14 protein-coding genes are annotated in these 17,948 nt (G+C 39.1%); 3 read left to right on the top strand and 11 right to left on the bottom strand.

Annotated features, from left to right (window positions below; all coding sequences use genetic code 11):
• The first annotated feature begins 164 nt into the window (after positions 1 to 164).
• Complete coding sequence (locus A33Q_RS12635; RefSeq protein WP_009035803.1) at positions 165 to 3,395, top strand: S41 family peptidase; 3,231 nt, start codon at positions 165 to 167, stop codon at positions 3,393 to 3,395.
• A 63-nt stretch (positions 3,396 to 3,458) separates the two neighbouring features.
• On the opposite strand, the gene A33Q_RS12630 is transcribed toward A33Q_RS12635, so the two are convergent.
• The 7 genes from A33Q_RS12630 to A33Q_RS12600 all read right to left on the bottom strand — a co-directional run bounded on the left by A33Q_RS12630 (position 3,459) and on the right by A33Q_RS12600 (position 11,679).
• Positions 3,459 to 3,872: a response regulator gene (locus A33Q_RS12630; protein WP_009035802.1), complete on the bottom strand. Its 414-nt coding sequence runs from the start codon at positions 3,870 to 3,872 to the stop codon at positions 3,459 to 3,461.
• Complete coding sequence (locus A33Q_RS12625; protein WP_009035801.1) at positions 3,869 to 6,523, bottom strand: ligand-binding sensor domain-containing protein; 2,655 nt, start codon at positions 6,521 to 6,523, stop codon at positions 3,869 to 3,871. The genes A33Q_RS12630 and A33Q_RS12625 overlap by 4 nt, the downstream gene beginning before the upstream one ends.
• A 390-nt stretch (positions 6,524 to 6,913) precedes the next feature.
• Positions 6,914 to 8,209, bottom strand: a complete 1,296-nt coding sequence (fucP, locus tag A33Q_RS12620) for an L-fucose:H+ symporter permease (protein ID WP_016255215.1) — start codon at positions 8,207 to 8,209, stop codon at positions 6,914 to 6,916.
• A gap of 68 nt (positions 8,210 to 8,277) precedes the next feature.
• Positions 8,278 to 9,063: an L-fucose dehydrogenase gene (locus A33Q_RS12615; protein ID WP_016255214.1), complete on the bottom strand. Its 786-nt coding sequence runs from the start codon at positions 9,061 to 9,063 to the stop codon at positions 8,278 to 8,280.
• Positions 9,064 to 9,069: 6 nt separating this feature from the next.
• The gene (locus tag A33Q_RS12610) at positions 9,070 to 9,900 is read right to left on the bottom strand and encodes an amidohydrolase family protein (RefSeq protein ID WP_009035799.1); all 831 of its coding nucleotides are present in this window, start codon (positions 9,898 to 9,900) and stop codon (positions 9,070 to 9,072) included.
• A 25-nt stretch (positions 9,901 to 9,925) separates the two neighbouring features.
• Positions 9,926 to 10,777: a fumarylacetoacetate hydrolase family protein gene (locus A33Q_RS12605; protein WP_009035798.1), complete on the bottom strand. Its 852-nt coding sequence runs from the start codon at positions 10,775 to 10,777 to the stop codon at positions 9,926 to 9,928.
• A 149-nt stretch (positions 10,778 to 10,926) separates the two neighbouring features.
• Positions 10,927 to 11,679, bottom strand: a complete 753-nt coding sequence (locus tag A33Q_RS12600; RefSeq protein ID WP_009035797.1) for an SDR family NAD(P)-dependent oxidoreductase — start codon at positions 11,677 to 11,679, stop codon at positions 10,927 to 10,929.
• A gap of 544 nt (positions 11,680 to 12,223) precedes the next feature.
• Between A33Q_RS12600 and A33Q_RS12595 the strand changes: the two genes are divergently transcribed.
• Positions 12,224 to 13,096: an AraC family transcriptional regulator gene (locus A33Q_RS12595; protein ID WP_009035796.1), complete on the top strand. Its 873-nt coding sequence runs from the start codon at positions 12,224 to 12,226 to the stop codon at positions 13,094 to 13,096.
• Between the two features lie 75 nt (positions 13,097 to 13,171).
• Positions 13,172 to 13,951, top strand: coding sequence for a hypothetical protein (locus A33Q_RS12590; RefSeq protein WP_009035795.1), 780 nt, complete (start codon positions 13,172 to 13,174; stop codon positions 13,949 to 13,951).
• Between the two features lie 48 nt (positions 13,952 to 13,999).
• On the opposite strand, the gene A33Q_RS12585 is transcribed toward A33Q_RS12590, so the two are convergent.
• From A33Q_RS12585 to A33Q_RS12570, 4 genes are all read right to left on the bottom strand, one after another.
• Positions 14,000 to 14,401, bottom strand: a complete 402-nt coding sequence (locus A33Q_RS12585) for a response regulator (RefSeq protein WP_009035794.1) — start codon at positions 14,399 to 14,401, stop codon at positions 14,000 to 14,002.
• Entirely contained in the window at positions 14,398 to 15,411 is a 1,014-nt protein-coding gene (locus A33Q_RS12580; RefSeq protein ID WP_009035793.1) for a response regulator, read from the bottom strand. Before A33Q_RS12580 ends, A33Q_RS12585 begins: the two co-directional genes overlap by 4 nt.
• The gene (locus A33Q_RS12575; protein ID WP_009035792.1) at positions 15,408 to 15,854 is read right to left on the bottom strand and encodes a response regulator; all 447 of its coding nucleotides are present in this window, start codon (positions 15,852 to 15,854) and stop codon (positions 15,408 to 15,410) included. Before A33Q_RS12575 ends, A33Q_RS12580 begins: the two co-directional genes overlap by 4 nt.
• A gap of 78 nt (positions 15,855 to 15,932) precedes the next feature.
• The gene (locus A33Q_RS12570) at positions 15,933 to 17,945 is read right to left on the bottom strand and encodes an ATP-binding protein (RefSeq protein WP_009035791.1); all 2,013 of its coding nucleotides are present in this window, start codon (positions 17,943 to 17,945) and stop codon (positions 15,933 to 15,935) included.
• Positions 17,946 to 17,948: the final 3 nt, after the last annotated feature.

Below are 17,948 nucleotides of genomic sequence, written 5' to 3'. Positions count from 1 at the left end.
AATCATCCTTTTTTATATGATATCCAGAGTTTCTTTTCCCATAAGTTTGAAAGGTTTTTGAAACCTAAAAAACAGCATCTATATCCATTTTTCACCTTCTTGAAAAATTATGGAGCTAGTTCTTGAGCTTTTATCTATTTTTAAGGCAAAACAACAATTATTTTATGCAGAATTTGAAAATGATGATGGCCATAATGCTGGTCTTTTTGGTGTTTTCCTCATATGCTCAGGAAAACCCTAAGTGGCTTCGTTATCCGGCTATTTCCCCTGACGGGACTACCATAGCATTTACATTTAAGGGTGATCTATACACAGTTTCCAGTAAGGGAGGGAATGCTACCCAACTGACATTTCACGATGCACATGACTTCATGCCTGTCTGGAGCAAGGATGGGAGTAAAATTGCTTTTGCATCTGACCGCTATGGTAATTTTGATGTTTTCGTCATGGACTCCGGAGGAGGAATGGCCAGTCGCTTGACTTTCCATTCAAATGATGAAATGCCTTATTCTTTTTCATCAGATGACCAAGCTGTCATTTTTGGAGGTGTAAGACAAGATCTTGCCGAGCATAGGCAATATCCAACTGCATCACAGCCAGAGCTGTATCAGGTTCCTGCAAAAGGAGGAAGGGTTGACCAAGTCTGGACTATCCCTGCAGAATATGTTCAGGTAAATTCTGATGGCAGCAAAATGATTTATCATGATAAAAAAGGTGGAGAAAATATTTGGAGAAAGAAACATACTTCAGCCATCACCCGGGATATATGGGTTTATGATGCTGAGACCGAATCGCACCAAATGCTCACTGATTTTGAGGGTGAGGATAGAAATCCTGTTTTTTCCTCAGATGGAAATACGGTTTACTACTTGAGTGAAGCCGAAGGAAGCTTCAATGTCTTTAAAATGGCAATGGATAATCCCAAACAAAAAGCAGCGATCACTTCATTGGAGAATTTTCCAGTAAGATTTCTGAGTATAGCTAATGATGGATTAATGAGTTTCTCCTATGATGGTGAACTTTATACTTTGAGAGATGGTGAGTCCCCCCAAAAGCTGGAAGTTTCCATCAGAACCCAAGCTTCTGCCAATCCGGACAGTTATATCAGCATCAACGGCGGGGTCAGGGAAATGTCAGTTTCACCAGACGGAAAGGAAATAGCATTCATAGCCCGAGGGGAAGTTTTTGTAACATCCGTGGACGGGGCTATCACCAAAAGAGTGACCAACACACCCAACCAGGAAAGTTTTGTGGAATTTGCACCTGACGGTAAATCCATCATATATGCTTCAGAAAGAGATGGTAGGTGGAAGATTTTTAAAGTAAGTAAGGTGAGAGACGCTGAAGAACCTTTCTTTTTTGCCAGCACTTTGCTAAAAGAAGAGGTACTTGTCAGTAAAGAAGTAGATTGCTATTTGCCAAAAATATCCCCTGACGGAAAAAAACTGGCCTATATTGAAGATCGAAGAACACTTAAAGTGTTGGACCTTTCTAGCAAAGAAACTACTACTTTGATGACTCCTGAACATCTTTTCCACATGAGAGACGGAGATCAGTATTTCGAATGGAGCCCAGATAGCAAATGGCTACTTGCATCTTTTAGACCTACCATGGCTAATGGAGAAGTGGTTTTATTGGATGCAACAGGTAAAAAAGAAATGCTTAACCTCACCCAAAGTGGATATGGAGATAGCAATCCAAAATGGGTAAATGAAGGAAAACAAATGATCTGGTTTTCCAACAGAGATGGATTGAAGAGTTTTGCCACAAGCGGTGGATCCCAAAATGATGTTTTTACATTATTCTTTACCAAGGAAGCTTATGATAAATTCAATTTAAGCAAGGAAGATTTTGACTTGATGAAGGAAGTGGAAAAGGCAGGTAAAAAGGATGAGGATAAAAAAGAAGATAAGAAGGGGGACGATTCAAAAAAAGTAGATAACTTAAAGATAGACTGGGAAGATTTAAGGGAGAGGAAGTCTAAATTAACTATTCATTCTGCCCAATTGGGAGATGCCGTTTTGGATAAAGAAGGTGAGAAGTTACTCTACCTTGCACGCTTTGAAAAGGGCATGAACCTCTGGAGTACCAACCTACGGACCAAGGAAACCAAGATGGAGTTGAAGCTGGACGCCAGCTATGGAAGCCTAACTTGGGATAAGGAGATGAAAAACCTATATCTGCTTTCAGGGGGAAATATCTCCAAAATTACAGACAGTGGTAGTAAGCGGGAACAGATCAAAATTGCCGGCGAGATGACCTTGGATAAAGAAGCTGAGTTTGAGCAAATGTTTGAACATATCAAGATCAGAACAAAAGGAGCTTTTTATACTTCAGATATGCATGGGGTCGATTGGGATGAGCTGACCGAGCAATACAGGAAATATCTACCTTATATTGGAAACGGATATGAGTTTTCTGAAATGGCTTCTGAGATGATAGGAGAATTGAATGTGTCTCATGCAGGAGCGAGTTATAATAGGTCTATTCCACAATCCGATGCTACGGCATCTTTGGGGGTTTTTATGGATTATGGACACAAAGAAAATGGAATTAAAATAAAAGAAATCATCAAAGATGGGCCTCTGGATAAATCTGGCTTGGAGGTTCAGGCAGGAATGGTTATCGAGAAAATTGATGGAGAGTTAATTGGCACTGATAAAGACCTGGCCTGGTATTTAAACAGAAAGGCAGATAAGTTCACACTTTTGGAGTTGATAGATCCGAATAACAATGCCAGAAAGCAAGTCACTGTAAAGCCAATTACTTTGGCAGAAGAAAATAGATTACTGTATAAAAGATGGGTGAAACGCAATCAGGCGGAGGTAGACAGACTAAGTGGTGGGAAACTTGGATATGTCCATATCCCCGGAATGTCTGATGGGCCATATAGAACGACCTATGAAGAAATGATGGGTAAATACCACGACAGGGAAGGTGTCATTGTTGATACCAGGTTTAATGGAGGAGGAGACTTGGTAGCTGATTTAGCGATGTTTTTCACAGGTGAAAAATTCATTACCTACGCTACTGAGGACAGAGATGTAGGCTATGAGCCTACATTCAGATGGACCAAGCCTACACTGGCAATGTTTAATGAAGCAAATTATTCTGATGGGCATTGTTTTGCTTGTGGTTATACAGATCTTAAAATCGGAAAAACCGTGGGAATGCCAACTCCTGGAACCTGTTCTTTTGCCGGCTGGGAAATGTTGCCCAATGGAGGCCGATGGGGAATAGTACCTATTTCTGCCAAAGATAAAGCAGGAAACTGGATGGAAAACAATGAAACCAAGCCTCAATTCCAGGTGAAAAACATGCCGGGAAAAATTGATAAAGGCGTAGATCAGCAATTGGAAAAAGCAGTCGAAGAGCTGATGAAGGAAGTGCAGTAGGTGCATTTCTGATCAACATAAAAAAGCCGTCACTTCTTTAGAAGTGACGGCTTTTTTTGACCATTATTTTACGTAGTCATTGATCCAACCATTGAGTTTTTGATGGATTTGTTTGCATTGGCTATCCACTAAGGGCTTTTCAAGAAAATCATAGACCAACTTGTAAGACCTTGCTTTTTCTCTATCTGCATGGGAAAGAGAAGAGGTTACCATGATAACCTTTACATGATCTGGGTTTACTTTAGGACTGAGTTTTTCCAAAAATTCCCAACCATTCATATATGGCATATTGATATCCAAAAAGAGCAAAAATCTGGTATCACTCCCGGATTCAGATAAAATATAATTAAGGGCCTCTTTGGCCTCTTCAAAACTTGCCGGCTCCTTGCAAAGCCCGGATTCCCTGATAATAATTTTATGTAAAAATATTACCCCAGGATCATCATCAATTATCAGTATTTTCGTTTTTGTACTCATTTGTTATTAACCAAACTCTCAGACCTTTTGTGTGTTTCGCGCACAATTTTGTCCAACTGCTCCAATGTTTCTAGTATTTCTTTTTTTACTTGATCTTTACTCTTACCCACCTCCTTATACTTGGGGTAATTGATGAGAAGATGTGTAAGTCCCAATGCTTTGGTCAGAGGGGCTCTGACCAGGTGGGATTGCTGCCATGTGATTTCTTTGAGACTGTAGTTTTGGGATTCAATTTTTGTCAAAGCCTCTTTCAAAAGGTCGTTTGTGCTACTGAGTTCCAAAGTTCTTTCCTGAACCAATTTTTCTAAAGTATTATTGACTTTGACCTTAGCGATGTAGGTTACAATGAAATATGCCAAAATACATGCCAAAGAAACTACTATTAATCTAAACCATATCATTTCAAAGAAAAAAGCTTTGACTTCCATTGGGAGGGTATGAATGCCGTCCAGTTGCCCATTTCTCATGACCCTTACCTGAAGTTCATAATTCCCAGGTCTCAACCCGCTGAAGATGATAGATCTCTGTTCCCGGATCGGTATCCATTGTTCATTTTTACTTGGGATTCTTTGGTACAAAGTGAATTCAGACGGATTGGTAAAATCAATGTTTGAAAAGGATACCTGAAAACTTGAGGTGCCAGCAGGAATTAGAAGCCCTTCATTTTCTATAGAGATTTTTTCTCCTCCCAAGAGCAACTCATCCCACTTGAAGTTGGCAGAGTTGTCTTTCAGTTCCATATTCATGGGATTGATAATTCCGACACCTTCCACTGTTGGAATCCAGATTTTCCCTGTGTTATCTTTGAAGGCTGCAGGAAAAATCAACCCGTTTGTTTCTGAATTGGGCATTCCATGACTTTTATTGTAGACTACAGAGGCTGCATGAAAGCTTTCAGATTCAGAGGTTTTAAATTTTTCCAATTCTTTTTCCGGGAAATATTGAACCCCAAAATTATTGCTGATCCAAATCCCTCTTTTACCATCATGCGTTATGCTGAAAACTGAAACTGAGCTTAACCCATTTTCCCTTGTTAAGCGACTGAATTTCCCATCTTTGTAAAGTACAATCCCACCATGTGTTCCAAACCATAAATCACCTGAACTATCTTGATGGATGGCATAAATTACATTTTCCCCAGGTTTTAGCGGTAAGTCAATATTTTCCTTGAATTCATGATCTGCAATTCGAAACGCACCATAATTCATAGAACCAATCATCAGTTCACCATTCTGAAGTTCTTTGATTGTATTGAAATTAGTATTTCTGAATTTATCCGGTAAAGATACTCTTTTGAGCTCGCCTCCTTTTTCCCTATAGTGTAAGCCTCCATATCGGGTCAGAATCCACAAAGTTTCTTTTGAGTCCTCAAATACTACATAAACATAATTACTCTTTAATCCTGTCTTTTCGGTAATCGACCCGATGATTTTTTCAGTTTTTTTATCGATTATGGAAATCCCAGCTGTAGATCCTACATAGATATTGTTCTTATCTTCCCCTATGGTATTGACCCAGTTCAGAAGTAGTCCATTACTTGTATTGAAGGATTTGATAGCTCCATTTTCAATTTTGTAAACTCCCTCAGACTTGGTACCTATCCAGTAGTTGTCATTGCTGTCTTGGAAAAGTGCTTTTACATTTTTCTCCCTCAATTCCTGATGGTTGATTTTTTGAACTTTAGCTGGCTTTACAATTACCAATCCACGCCCATGTGTTCCCAAGTATAGATTCTCTCCATCATATTGAATATTCCGGATCGTATAGTTTTTTATTTCATCGAAATAAAAACGCTCAATTCCCCCACTATGAATGCGAATAAGTCCATTTTCTGTTGAGCCTGCCCATAAATTGTTGTACTTATCTTTAGTAATAGTATGAAATCCGACATCTTTGATTTTCTCAAATGAAACCAACTCTACCAATTTCATATCCTCCTCAACTCGATAAACACCCTTTTCCGGAACGGCTATATAAATGCGACCACCTTCTACCTGTACTTTCCTTGCTACAATATTCCTTTCTGTCAGGAGTCTGTGGGTGTTCTTTTGGTAATTGTACTCATAGAGACCATTATTGGTGCCTATCAGCATAATGCCATCTCCCTTGTGGAAAAGGCTTTGTGTTTCGGTTCCCTGCTCTGGTTTCCAATTGGGTAAAAGGCTGAAAGTGTCGTTTTTCCAGAGATGTACATTGCCATCTTGTGTACCTATCCATAGGTAGCCATTGTCATCTTCTGAAAGGGTCATGATCCACGAATTATCAGCGATGTGATTGCAGTCAATTACCTTTGTGATTGTTTTATCGAGTAAAGCGATGCTCCTGTCTGATGAGGCCCAAATTCCGCTTTTACCTTTAAAAAATGAATAGTAGGTCTGATCAAGCATTCGATTATAACCTCCTTTATCAAATACTTTGATTTCCAAACCATCATGTCGGGCAAGGCCTTCCTCAGTGGCCATCCACAAAAATCCCGCATGATCAAAATTCATGGCGTAGATAGCATTTTGGGGCAATCCTCTTGTATTGTCCCATAACTCTACAACATGCTCATTTCTGTTTTTGAGTTTTTTAATGTTTTCCTCAAACTCAGCTTCAAAGGGTTTTGCTTCCAATGATCTGCTGAAGGTCAGGAAAGATATAATAATCAAACAGATGATTTTATTTAGCCCCAAGTTCAATGTCCTGTCCTTCAGTGTGAATTAGAATGTGTAATATCAAGATAATAAATATCCGGATTTTACCCTCAAGGTTTTAGGTTTATCTGGTATAAAATACCAAATAGGAATCCTAAATCGCTTGTATAAACGGAAAAATAGCTTCAATTAAATCATATTCCAAACCTTTTTTTTATTAGAATTTATTATTCATTTTTTTTAGTTTGACAAGAGAAAAAGTGGTTTCAAAATTTTGCTTGTTGAACGAAAGGAGGATTAACCTAAATTCACCTGAGTTTAGACTTTTTGTATTTTTCACCAATAGAGAAAGGACTGAATTGCATTATTTTAAGTTCAAAAATAGGGCTTTTAACATTTCTTTGGTTACGCCCTTCTATAGGCAAAAACTCCTACTACAGCAAAACAGATCAAGGGTAGAATAAATGAAAAGTTGACTTCCGGTACTCCCAAGATTTGGATGTCGTCGTAATTTGGACCTCCTAAATCTAAAATCACTCCTTGAAGGGTTGGCATGACTGCACCGCCGACAATGGCCATAACTAAGAATGCTGCTCCATACTTGGCGTCTTCCCCCAGTCCCTCCAAAGCTATCCCATAAATGGTAGGAAACATCAATGACATGGTAAAGGAGATGCCTACCAGGCAATAAAGTCCGGCCATACCTGTCAGAAAAATTGTTCCAATTGTAAGCATCGCAGCGCTAACCGAAAAAATCAAAAGCAGTTTTGCGGAATTGATAAAGCGCATCAGGTATGTACAAACCCATCTTCCGACCAAAAACAAGATGAGTGCAGTATAGGCATAGTTCACTGCAGTGGCATTGTCGATACCCAGCACTTCGGCATATTGATAAATATAGGTCCATACCATAATCTGGGCGCCTACATAAAACATCTGTGCGATGACCCCCTCCCTGAACTTGGGATTGCTGAAAAGCCTTTTCATGGAAGGATAGAAGTCCAGCTTTTTATCTTTTGATAAATTTTCGGGCATTTTGACCGTAGCAATCAATACAGCAAGAGCTATCACTACCAAACCTAAAATTACGTATGGATTCCTTATGACCATCAGGTCATTGGTTCTGATCATTGCTTTCGCACTTTCATCCAAACTAGGGAAAATGAGATTCCCTTCTAGGTCTACATTATTTGACTGGAGCGCGTTCAGGATAAATTCTTTGGCGACAAACAATCCAGCCAGTGCCCCCATTGGGTTGAAAGCCTGGGCAAAATTCAGGCGCTGCGTAGCAGTTTCCTCTGGCCCCATTGCCAAGACATAGGGGTTGGCGGTAGTTTCAAGAAAAGCCAGACCAAAAGTCAGGATATACAATGCAGTGAGGAAAAAACCATAACTTTCCCAGGCGGCTGCAGGATAAAAAAGCAGTGCCCCAAAAGCATAAAGAGAAAGCCCAATCAAGACTCCGGTTTTGTAAGAGTATTTTTTTATAAAAATGGCAGCAGGCAAGGCCATTGTGAAATACCCCCCGTAAAACGCCAATTGAACCCAAGAAGCCCGAACATTATTCAATTCGAGAACACGCTTAAATGCTGCAACCATGGGGTTGGTGATGTCATTGGCAAAACCCCAAAGTGCAAACAAAGAAGTAATCAAAATGAAAGGCAAAAGCAGATTTTTTGGAACTACTGGGGAGTTTGTCATTTTTTCTCAATTTGATTCAGCAATGCGTTTCATTTTTGAAAGGGATAGGTTTTGTATTTAGATGGAATTTAAGTTCCTATGGCTCTATCAAGATGGGTATAGCCCCCATCCACAAAAATAAGTTGCCCTGTGGTATGCGAGGATCTTGGAGAAAGTAGAAAAACGACCATATCAGCAATTTCCTGAGGCTTGGTCATCCTGTTTTCCAGTGGAATTCTTTTCTCAATTTCAGACCTTTTTTCGTTGGGGTTTTCAAATGTGTCCAGCCAGGTTTTGTAAAGTGGAGTCATGACTTCAGCTGGAATGACTGCATTTACTCTGATTCCATAGGGAAGAAGTTCCACGGCCCATTCTCTGGTCAGAGAAAGCTGCGCTCCTTTGGCCGCAGTGTAGCCACTTGTATTTCCTTGACCAGTGATGGCTGTTTTGCTGCTGATATTGACAATAGCACCACGGCTATTTTTGAGATATGGAAGTGCAAAATGTACCAAATCATAGTAATGGCCAAGGTTTTTTTCTACCGAGGATCGGAAAGATTCCGGGCTTCCTTTTTCCAGACCTACGCTATCATTTGCACCGGCATTATTGACCACCCCGTCTATCCGTCCAAATTTTTCGATTACAAATTCCACAGCATTCTGAGCATCTTTTGTTTGGCTTAGACGGTGAGCATATTGAGCTGCTTTCCCGCCATTATCTTCTATATCCTTGATGATTTTTTTTCCTTCTTCTAATGAAGGGTCGATGAGCACTGGGATAGCACCTTCCTCTGCCAGTATCCTACTGATTGCTTCTCCTATACCCTTAGCTCCCCCTGAGATGAGGTAGACCTTATCTTTTAAGTTTAAGTTCATCTTTTTTTACCCTTTGAGCCCATAAAATCTACAAGCATTTTCTCCAAAAATATCATTCTGTTCTGTTTTGGAAAATGAGCTGAAAAACACAGAGGCTATGTCATAGACTTCTGTGTAACTGGCAGCAACAAGGCANACAGGCCAATCAGAACCAAATACAAGTCTTTTGGTTCCGAAAGTCTCTGTTACTTTTTCCAGGTAGGGGTGAAAATGGCTTGTCTTCCATTCTTGCCAATCGGCCTCTGTTACCATACCTGAAACCTTGCAGTAGACATTTTCCAAATCTGAAAATAAGGAGATTTTTCTTGACCAATTTCCAAATTCAGCATTTTTTATCTCCGGCTTTGCCAGATGATCTATGATGAACCTTTGGTCGGGATATTTTTTGGCTAATTGGAAGGCTTGGTCTAGATGGTTTGGGAAAATCAGGATATCATAGGTGAAATCAAATTTTGAAAGTTTACTTATTCCTTTCAAAAATCCAGGATTTTCCAAGGCTATTGGAGGGAGGCTTTGAAGGATTTTTCTAAATCCCACCAGTTTATTTTCTTCCGAGTACTTTTCCAGCTGTACATCAAGATCTTTTCCTTCAAGATTTATCCAACCCACCACACCTTCTATCCAAGGATTTTCTTTGGCCATTTGAAGCAGAAACTCAGTCTCCTGTAATGATTCATCGGCCTGCACTGCAATGCATCCATCCAGCCATCTTTTGTCCAGTTCAGGTTTGAGATCCTTGGGTAAAAAATCCTTTTGAATGGCTTTCATCGAATCACCTATCCAAGAATCTCTTATTGGGTCAAATTTCCAAAAATGCTGATGTGCGTCAATTCTCATGATTTATTATAATGGTAAATAGGTTTTATTTGGCATTTTCAGCTACTTGCTTCGCCTGTCCCAAACCTTCAATACCCAATTCCACCACATCTCCAGGCTTGAGGTATCTTGGAGGCTTTAATCCCAACCCAACTCCAGAAGGTGTGCCGGTAGAAATAATATCTCCGGGTAATAAGCTCATGTATTGGCTGATATAGGATACTAAAGTTGGAATGTCAAATACAAGATCGGAGGTGACACTATTTTGAAGCATTTCTCCGTTTACACTCAGCCAAAGTTTCAGGTTGTGAGGGTTGCTGATTTCATCTTTGGTGACCAAGTAGGGGCCAAGTGGAGCAAAATTGTCCGCACTTTTTCCTTTGACCCACTGTCCGCCATGGTTCAATTGAAAATCCCTTTCACTGACATCATTGTGAAGACAATATCCTGCTACATAGTTCATAGCATCAGCCTTGGATACATAACTTGCTTTTTTACCGATAATTACTGCTAATTCTACTTCCCAGTCGGTTTTTTCTGAGTTTCTTGGAATGATTATAGGATCATTTGGTCCTGAAATACTGGATGTAGCTTTCATGAAGAGTATGGGCACCTCCGGGACCTCCATGCCACTTTCTTTGGCGTGAAGTGAATAATTCAGTCCTACGCAGATGATTTTTGAAGGCCTCTGTATCGGCGGTCCAAGCCTTGTTGCTTTGTTGATTTCAGGAAGTAAATCAAGGTTTTTTTTGAGCCAATTGTCCAGCCTTTTTAAGCCCTCATTTTCAAAAAATGTTTCAGACCAATCTTCACCAAAAGTGGAGCAGTCCAACCATTTATTTTCATGTTCTATTCCTGGTTTTTCCTTTCCAGCTTCTCCAAATCGAATGAGTTTCATAGTGGTTATTTAAGATTTAAGATTTAAGATTTTAGATTATAGAATTTAGATTTAAGATTTTGATGCAAAGCCTGTTCAGCAGGTAAAGGAAGTATGATTTGATCAGATTTCTCCTCCCTCATCCTTCTTCCTTCATCCTTCCTCCTTTTTTAAGCTTTCAGTCCCAGAAATCCCCCATCGATAGGGAAATTACTTCCTGTTATAAAAGAGGCTTCATCGGAAGCAAGGTAACTTACCAATCCGGCTATTTCATCAGGTCTACCCATTCTTCCTATGGGTTGGGTGGCCGCTAGTTTTTCAAACATTTCTTTTTCCTGCCCCGGATAGTTTTTTGCTAAAAAACCATCTACAAAGGGTGTATGAACTCTTCCCGGTGAGATGCAATTGCATCTTATCTGATCCTGTACATAGTCTTTGGCTATGGATAAGGTCATGGAAAGTACTGCGCCTTTGGTCATGGAATAGGCAAATCGGTCTGCCAATCCCATTGTAGCAGCGACCGAACACATATTGATAATACTTCCTCCTCCATTAGCTTTTAATTTTGGAATAGAAGCCTGAGCGCATAAAAATACTCCCTTCACATTGACTTGAAACACTGAATCAAAGTCTTGCTCAGATGTGCTTTCCAGGTTTCCAATATGTGAAATACCAGCATTGTTGACTAAAACATCCAAAGTGTTGGGAATGAGTGAAAAAGCTTTTTCGACTTCTTTTTTATCTGATACATTGACGTGAATGAACTGAGTGCTGAGGCCAAGTTTTTGAAGCTTCTGTTCAAGGAGCTTTCCATTTTCTTGATGATAATCCAGAAAGATTACATCATGTCCATCTTTTGCAAATCTCTCCGTAATGGCCAAGCCTATTCCACTGGCACCCCCGGTAACGACAATTGTTTTCATTTATATTTTTGACTTTTTCAATTAAGAAGTTTAAGCAATTTTTATATCCGTAATTGACCCTGCAACTTATTTAATTTTGGTCTTGAATCAACCGCAATTAATAGATGTCTGCCTGCCGCAGGAAAGTTGGATCCCCCTATGCGGACAAGTTATTCATTGATAACTTGTCCCGGTTTATCGGGATTGACTTAAAACCGAAGGTTTACTCTATGATGAAGATCTACTTGTAAGAAAGCGGAAAATCATGTTAAGCATTTTTTTGTCTGTGTATTCTGATTTTCTTCAAGCTTGTAAATCTTCAAGCAATGTCGTTTAGTTAAGGGTAACTTTTCCAAAGTTCAGGTTTGTAAATAATGTTTGTTTTTACTTTTAATCCAACTTTGGAAAAATTTAAATTCAACTTTTAGTCTTATCTAAACGACATTGAATCTTCAAATGCAAATTGCCTAAAATGTACTGAGCTTCCTACAACAGGTTTATACTTGTTGCATATAATATTAGCTAAATAATTCTTTTTTTAAGAAAATTGGGTAAAATTTATGGCATGAAAGCAAAACTACTTGAAAGAAGAAATCCATTTGACAAATCCTTCAATTCGGCGATTCATGAATATCCTCATTTTCTCAATGTATGGCATTATCATACCGAACTTGAACTTGTATACATTCTGAAATCTACCGGTACAAGATTCATAGGAGATAGCATTCGACCTTTTGAAGCTGGGGAGTTGGTCTTGATAGGGGAGGGGCTACCGCATATGTGGCAGAACGATCCTGAATACTTTGAAAAGGATTCTGATTTAAAAGCAGAGGCTATCACACTTCATTTTAGAAAAGATTTTGGAGGAAGGGAGTTTTTGGAAATGACAGAAATGCTCCAAATCCAACACTTGCTCGAAACAGCAGGACAGGGGATGGTATTCACTGAGGAAGTAGCATCCAAAGTCAAGGAGATGATGCTCCAAATCCATCAGACAGATGGTTTCCAGAGACTCATATTTTTCTTGGAATTGCTCCAGTATTTAGCTGTTCAAAGGGAATTTGAGCTTCTGAGCACAAAGGGCTTTTCAAATCCAGCTGAGAAAACCGGTGATCTTAGAATAGATAAAGTCTATGCTTACACTTTCAACAATTTCCGAAAAAATATCACCTTGGATCAGGTAGCGGATGTAGCGAATTTAAATCCTACAGCCTTTTGCAGATTTTTCAAAAAGCACACCAAGAAGAATTACTCAAAATTTTTGAATGAAATCAGGATTGGGTTTGCTTGTAAACTACTCTTGGAAGAAAGGCTCAATATTTCAGAAGTGGGCTATGAGTCAGGCTTTAACAATTTGTCAAATTTCAATAGGCAATTCAAAAGTATGATGGGATTATCTCCCAGTCAGTTTCTTTCGAAGCATCAGGTTCATAAATAATTTCTTAGGTTAATGGTTTTGGCATATTAATTGGTTAGGGACAACTCCCTGTTTTTCAGTTAATACAATAGAACCATGAAAAGTAAAAGATTAAGTGTATACGGATTGCTGATTTTTGTCTTGATAGGGAGCTGTATGTCAGGACTTAATGATGACAGTGACCTCACAGATCCTGGAGATGAAGCAGTTTTTTTGTTAATTGATGAAGATAGTATTGACAATGGTTTGGGACCTAATGATTTTTCTGAGACTGATGTGAACGATGACCTCGCAAGTGTAGGCTTGCGGCAACAGTTAAGATTTTTTGCAGATAATGTTGGTCAAACAATCGACCTTTACAGTGGACAGGTGGGAGATGAAGCCTGGTTTGCTTTGACCAAAGCGCCTAACACCTGGATCAATGCAGGGCCTACCGGGAATGGTATTGAGAATTTGTTGGCTCCGGGGCCTGGCTTAGGTTCCCCAAATATTGATGATGACAGAGAGGTTTTATTGGATGAGATTCCAAATGTTATTCCTTTAAGAGCTACAGGTTTGAAAATGCTTATCGGAAAAAAGGTTTTGGCTTTGGTATATGACAGTGATATCAGCATCAATTATTCTCCAATTGAAGGGAATCTGAAAGGGGATAACTTGGGCTTGATTGCTTTTGAGATCTTAGACGCCAGAGATAGGCTTGATGCAAGCAGTTCGTCTTTACCAATACTGAGTATTCGAATTTTAAATGCCAACGCTGTAAGGGAAGGAAAAAAAGTTTTGTTTGCCAATCCGCCAATTCCTCAATCTTCTTCTGAGCCTTTCGACAACAGAGTCCCTGCCCAAGTGAACAGTCCTGAATTTATCCCGGCCAATTAAAAAAAGTAATATCAAATTATTTTCTGGGAATTCTTTGGATTACAAGCCTTATTCGAAATACTTGGAGAGGCCGTCCAGTTGTGCAACACCTTTCATCATGTCTTCTGTGACCGGTTTTTCAATGTAGCCTATTACAGACTCATAAGTTTTGGATTTTACTTTGTCAGATTGGTTTACGGAAGAAGTAATGATCACTACTTTAGTAGGAAAGTCAAGAGAGAATGTTTGAAGGAGTTCCAAAAACTCCCATCCATCAAAACCTGGCATATTGATATCCAAAAATATAAGTATGGGTGATTTTCTTCCATTTTGGGATTGAAGGTAATTGAGACCGTCCATGCCGTTGGAAAAAAGTTGCGGAGAATTATGAAGTCCGGCTTTTACCACCAACCTCTTAATAAGCATCAAAACGATTTCTTCGTCATCTATTATGATTATGTCAGGCTTCATTTGATTTTATTTATGTTAATTTGTTCTGTTTTCTCAGTAATATCTCTGATGATTTTGTCAAGTTCTGTAGCTGAATCCATTACCAGCTTGGAATAGGTTTTTCTTTCGTCAGTTTCAATTTCTTCTTCTGAAAGCAGATTTACCAATCCCATCAGTCTTGCCAAAGGTGCTCTTACTACATGTGATTGGATCCAGGCAATTTCTTTGAGTTTCTTATTTTGGATTTCGATAGCCTCTATGTATTTCTTTTTAAACGTGATATCATTGGCAAGCATCATTCTTGCTGGTTTGCCATTGTATAGCAGAAAAGTAGAACTGGTTTCTACAGCTATAATATCCCGATTTTTTTTAATGTGCCTGAATTCTCCTGAGAACTTTGGGACATTTTGCAATGTCTCTTCAAAATGCTTTTGCGTGTCGCTAAGATCTTCTTCAGGAATCAGATCGTGCACTTTCATTTTCAAGAATTCATTATGGGAATAGCCATAAGCTGAAATGGCAGCTTCATTGACATCTAAAAACTCCCATGTATCCAGATCATAGACCCAATTCGGAATAGGGCTAAGCTGGAAAAGGTCTTTGTAACGTTTTTGTGATTCTTCCAGCTCATTGAATATTCTTTTCCTTTCAATGCTGTAGATGACACTTTTGTAGAGGGTTGAGGCCGTCAGTTCATCTTTGAGCAGGTAATCCGCTACCCCCAGCTTTACTGACTTTCTACTGAACTCTACGTCTGAATAGCCTGTCAAAACAACGACGGGGATATTTCCGGCAAGCTCCATGACGGCATTGATCAATTCTTCACCTCGCATATCGGGCAAAGAAAGATCAAGCAAAATGATATCGAAATTTTTATTTTCCTTGATTAAATCCCTTGCTTCTCTATAGCTACCTACTCCTGTGATCCTGGGGATCAGTACAGATTCTTCCAGATAAGTTTCTACAAGAAGCTTGTCTCCGGGGTTATCCTCTATAATAAGGATTGAGTAGGTTTGGCTGTCTTTGATCATAATACAAATTTGTTTCTGGGCAATTCTACAATTTTACCCCAGAAATTTTCAATCTCTACAATTATGTTTAGGAAAGCATCTACCTCTACAGGTTTGATGATATAGCAGCTTGCCTGATTTTTATAGGCTTCATTGATATCTTTCTCTGAAGAGGATGTGGTCAGCATAATTACAGGGATATGCTTGAATTTGGGATCTGTTTTGATGAAATGAAGAACTTCCTGTCCGTTTTTCCTGGGCAGGTTGATGTCCAACAATATCAGATCCGGCTCTGTGGCATCCTGAAAAGCCCCAGACTTTGTGAGATAAGAAATTGCTTGTTCACCATCCCTGACTACTGCAATTTCACTTTGGATATTTGCCATTTCGAAGGCTTCCTGAGTCAGAACAATATCACCCTCATTGTCTTCGACCAATAGAATTTTGATTTGATCTTTTTTCATAATAATACGATTAAACAGTTGAATACTTGTTGGGTGATTAGTATTACTGATTCAAAAGATACATAATAATTTTTTTAATTATGCAGTACTTTTTTGTTCGAGGTCAAACTTTTTGATAGTGAACATAAAACTTGTTCCTTTATCTAATTCGGATTCTACCCAGATTTTGCCTTCATGGGTTTCAATTATTTTTTTAGCAATAGCAAGTCCTACTCCCGTTCCTTTGTAAATGTCGTCTGTATGTAACCTTTGAAAAATATTGAAAACTTGGTGGTGAAATTCAGGGGCTATTCCTATACCATTGTCAGCTATTTCAAAATGCCAAAATTCAGGGCTTTCTTTGACTTTGATTTCGATGAGCGGTTCTCTTTTTTCACTGCTATATTTTAGCGCATTATCGATGATGTTTAGAAATAATTGCCTGATTGTGGCTTTGGAGGCTACGATTTCCGGTAGTTGGTCATAGATCAATTTGGCATTTTTTTGCTGGATCGAGTTTCTATGGAGTAATTTGACATCCTCTATTACTTCATGTAGGCATACTTTTTCCTTTTGTCCTACATTACCGGCCATGCTGTAGTCCAAAAGATCCAAAATAATCTGTCTCATGGTAATAGCCCCTTCACTGGCAAAGTGGATATATTGCTTGCCTTTCTCATCCAAGAGATGGCCGTATTTTTTGTCCAACAATTTGATAAAGCTCGAGATCATTCTCAAAGGCTCCTGCAGGTCATGGGAAACATTGTAGGCGAATTTCTCCAGCTCCTCATTTGACAACTCTAATTCTTTAGCTCTTTCTTTTAATTGCTCACTGATTTCTTTTAGAGAGTTTTCCGAAGCTTTTATTTTACTGATATCCTGGGTGGCCCCAATAATTCTCAGGGGTTTCCCTTTATCATCCCTTAAAATAATCCCCTTGTCAATGACATAAGCATAGTTACCATCGCTTTTTTTAAATCTGAATTCCTGTTCCCAGTAGGTTCGCTCCGAGGCAATGTTTTCTTTTAAATTACGCTGTACTCTATCAATGTCATCAGGATGAATTCTGCTGTCCCAGAAGTCAGTGCTGCTGTTGAGGGTGGCCCGCTTAAAACCAAAAAGTTTCTCAAAGTTTTTGGACCTGTAAACTTCACCTGACTTGAAGTCCCAATCCCAAATGGCATCAGAAGTAGCTCTTGTGGCGTATTTGAAACGTTCATTCGATAAAGCTAGCCTTTGGGATTGCTGCAGTACTTTTTCCTCCAGCATAGCAGGTTGCTTGGCAAGAAACCATGCCACCACTCCCAAGATTAAAGAGAAGATAAACCTCAGGGTAAATGCCAGATAAACTTTACTCAAAGCCTCACTTTTTCTTAGAATAACTGTCAGTGACCATTCTCCCCAGTCAATAAAAATATCTTCCCTAAATCCTGTAAATTGCGCTTCATCTTCCTGAAGTAAAAAGTATTCGGTAGAATTTGTGTAGGGGTTTACTTTAGAAAGTTGTACATAAAATTGATCCTGATTACCAATACTTGAATCGATAATTTCTTTGAAAGTTTCCAAATAAATAATCACCGCTGAAAATCCCCAGAATTCATTGTCTTTAAAAATGGGTAACCTGCCCACTATGCCTACGCCACCCTGCTTGAGCTCAAAAGGCCCAGCGAAAAAGATGTCTTTGTTATCTCTGGCTTTGATTGCTTCTTGACTTCTTGTGGGGTCTTCCAGGATATCATAACCCAATACAGGTTCATTTCCTTCCAGCGGATAGACTTGGATGATTTCTCCTCCTTTCAATAATTGGATCACATCTAAGTTAGGATTATCCGCTAGTATTTTTTTTGCTACTTCTTCAAATTCATTTTCAGTCCCATATCGGCTTTCTATAAATTCCAATGTCCTGGCGGCTGTGATAGCTGCAGAAAGTCCGTTTGAAATTCTTTTTTCAATTAAATTGGCTTGTTCTATGGTTGAGTTTTCTTCATAAGACCGGTACAACTCGACTTCCTTATAGGTAAGAAACTGTGTGATTAAAAAGGATATTGCAAAAGTGAAAAGTCCTGTAAAAAGAGGCTTTTTATAGAAGAACTTCAAATACTTGCTGCGCATAAA

This window comes from Indibacter alkaliphilus LW1, from assembly GCF_000295935.2.
Taxonomy (GTDB): Bacteria; Bacteroidota; Bacteroidia; order Cytophagales; family Cyclobacteriaceae; genus Indibacter; species Indibacter alkaliphilus.
The sequence above is the reverse complement of the archived record's forward strand: the minus strand, read 5'-3'. Positions and strand labels throughout refer to the sequence as shown.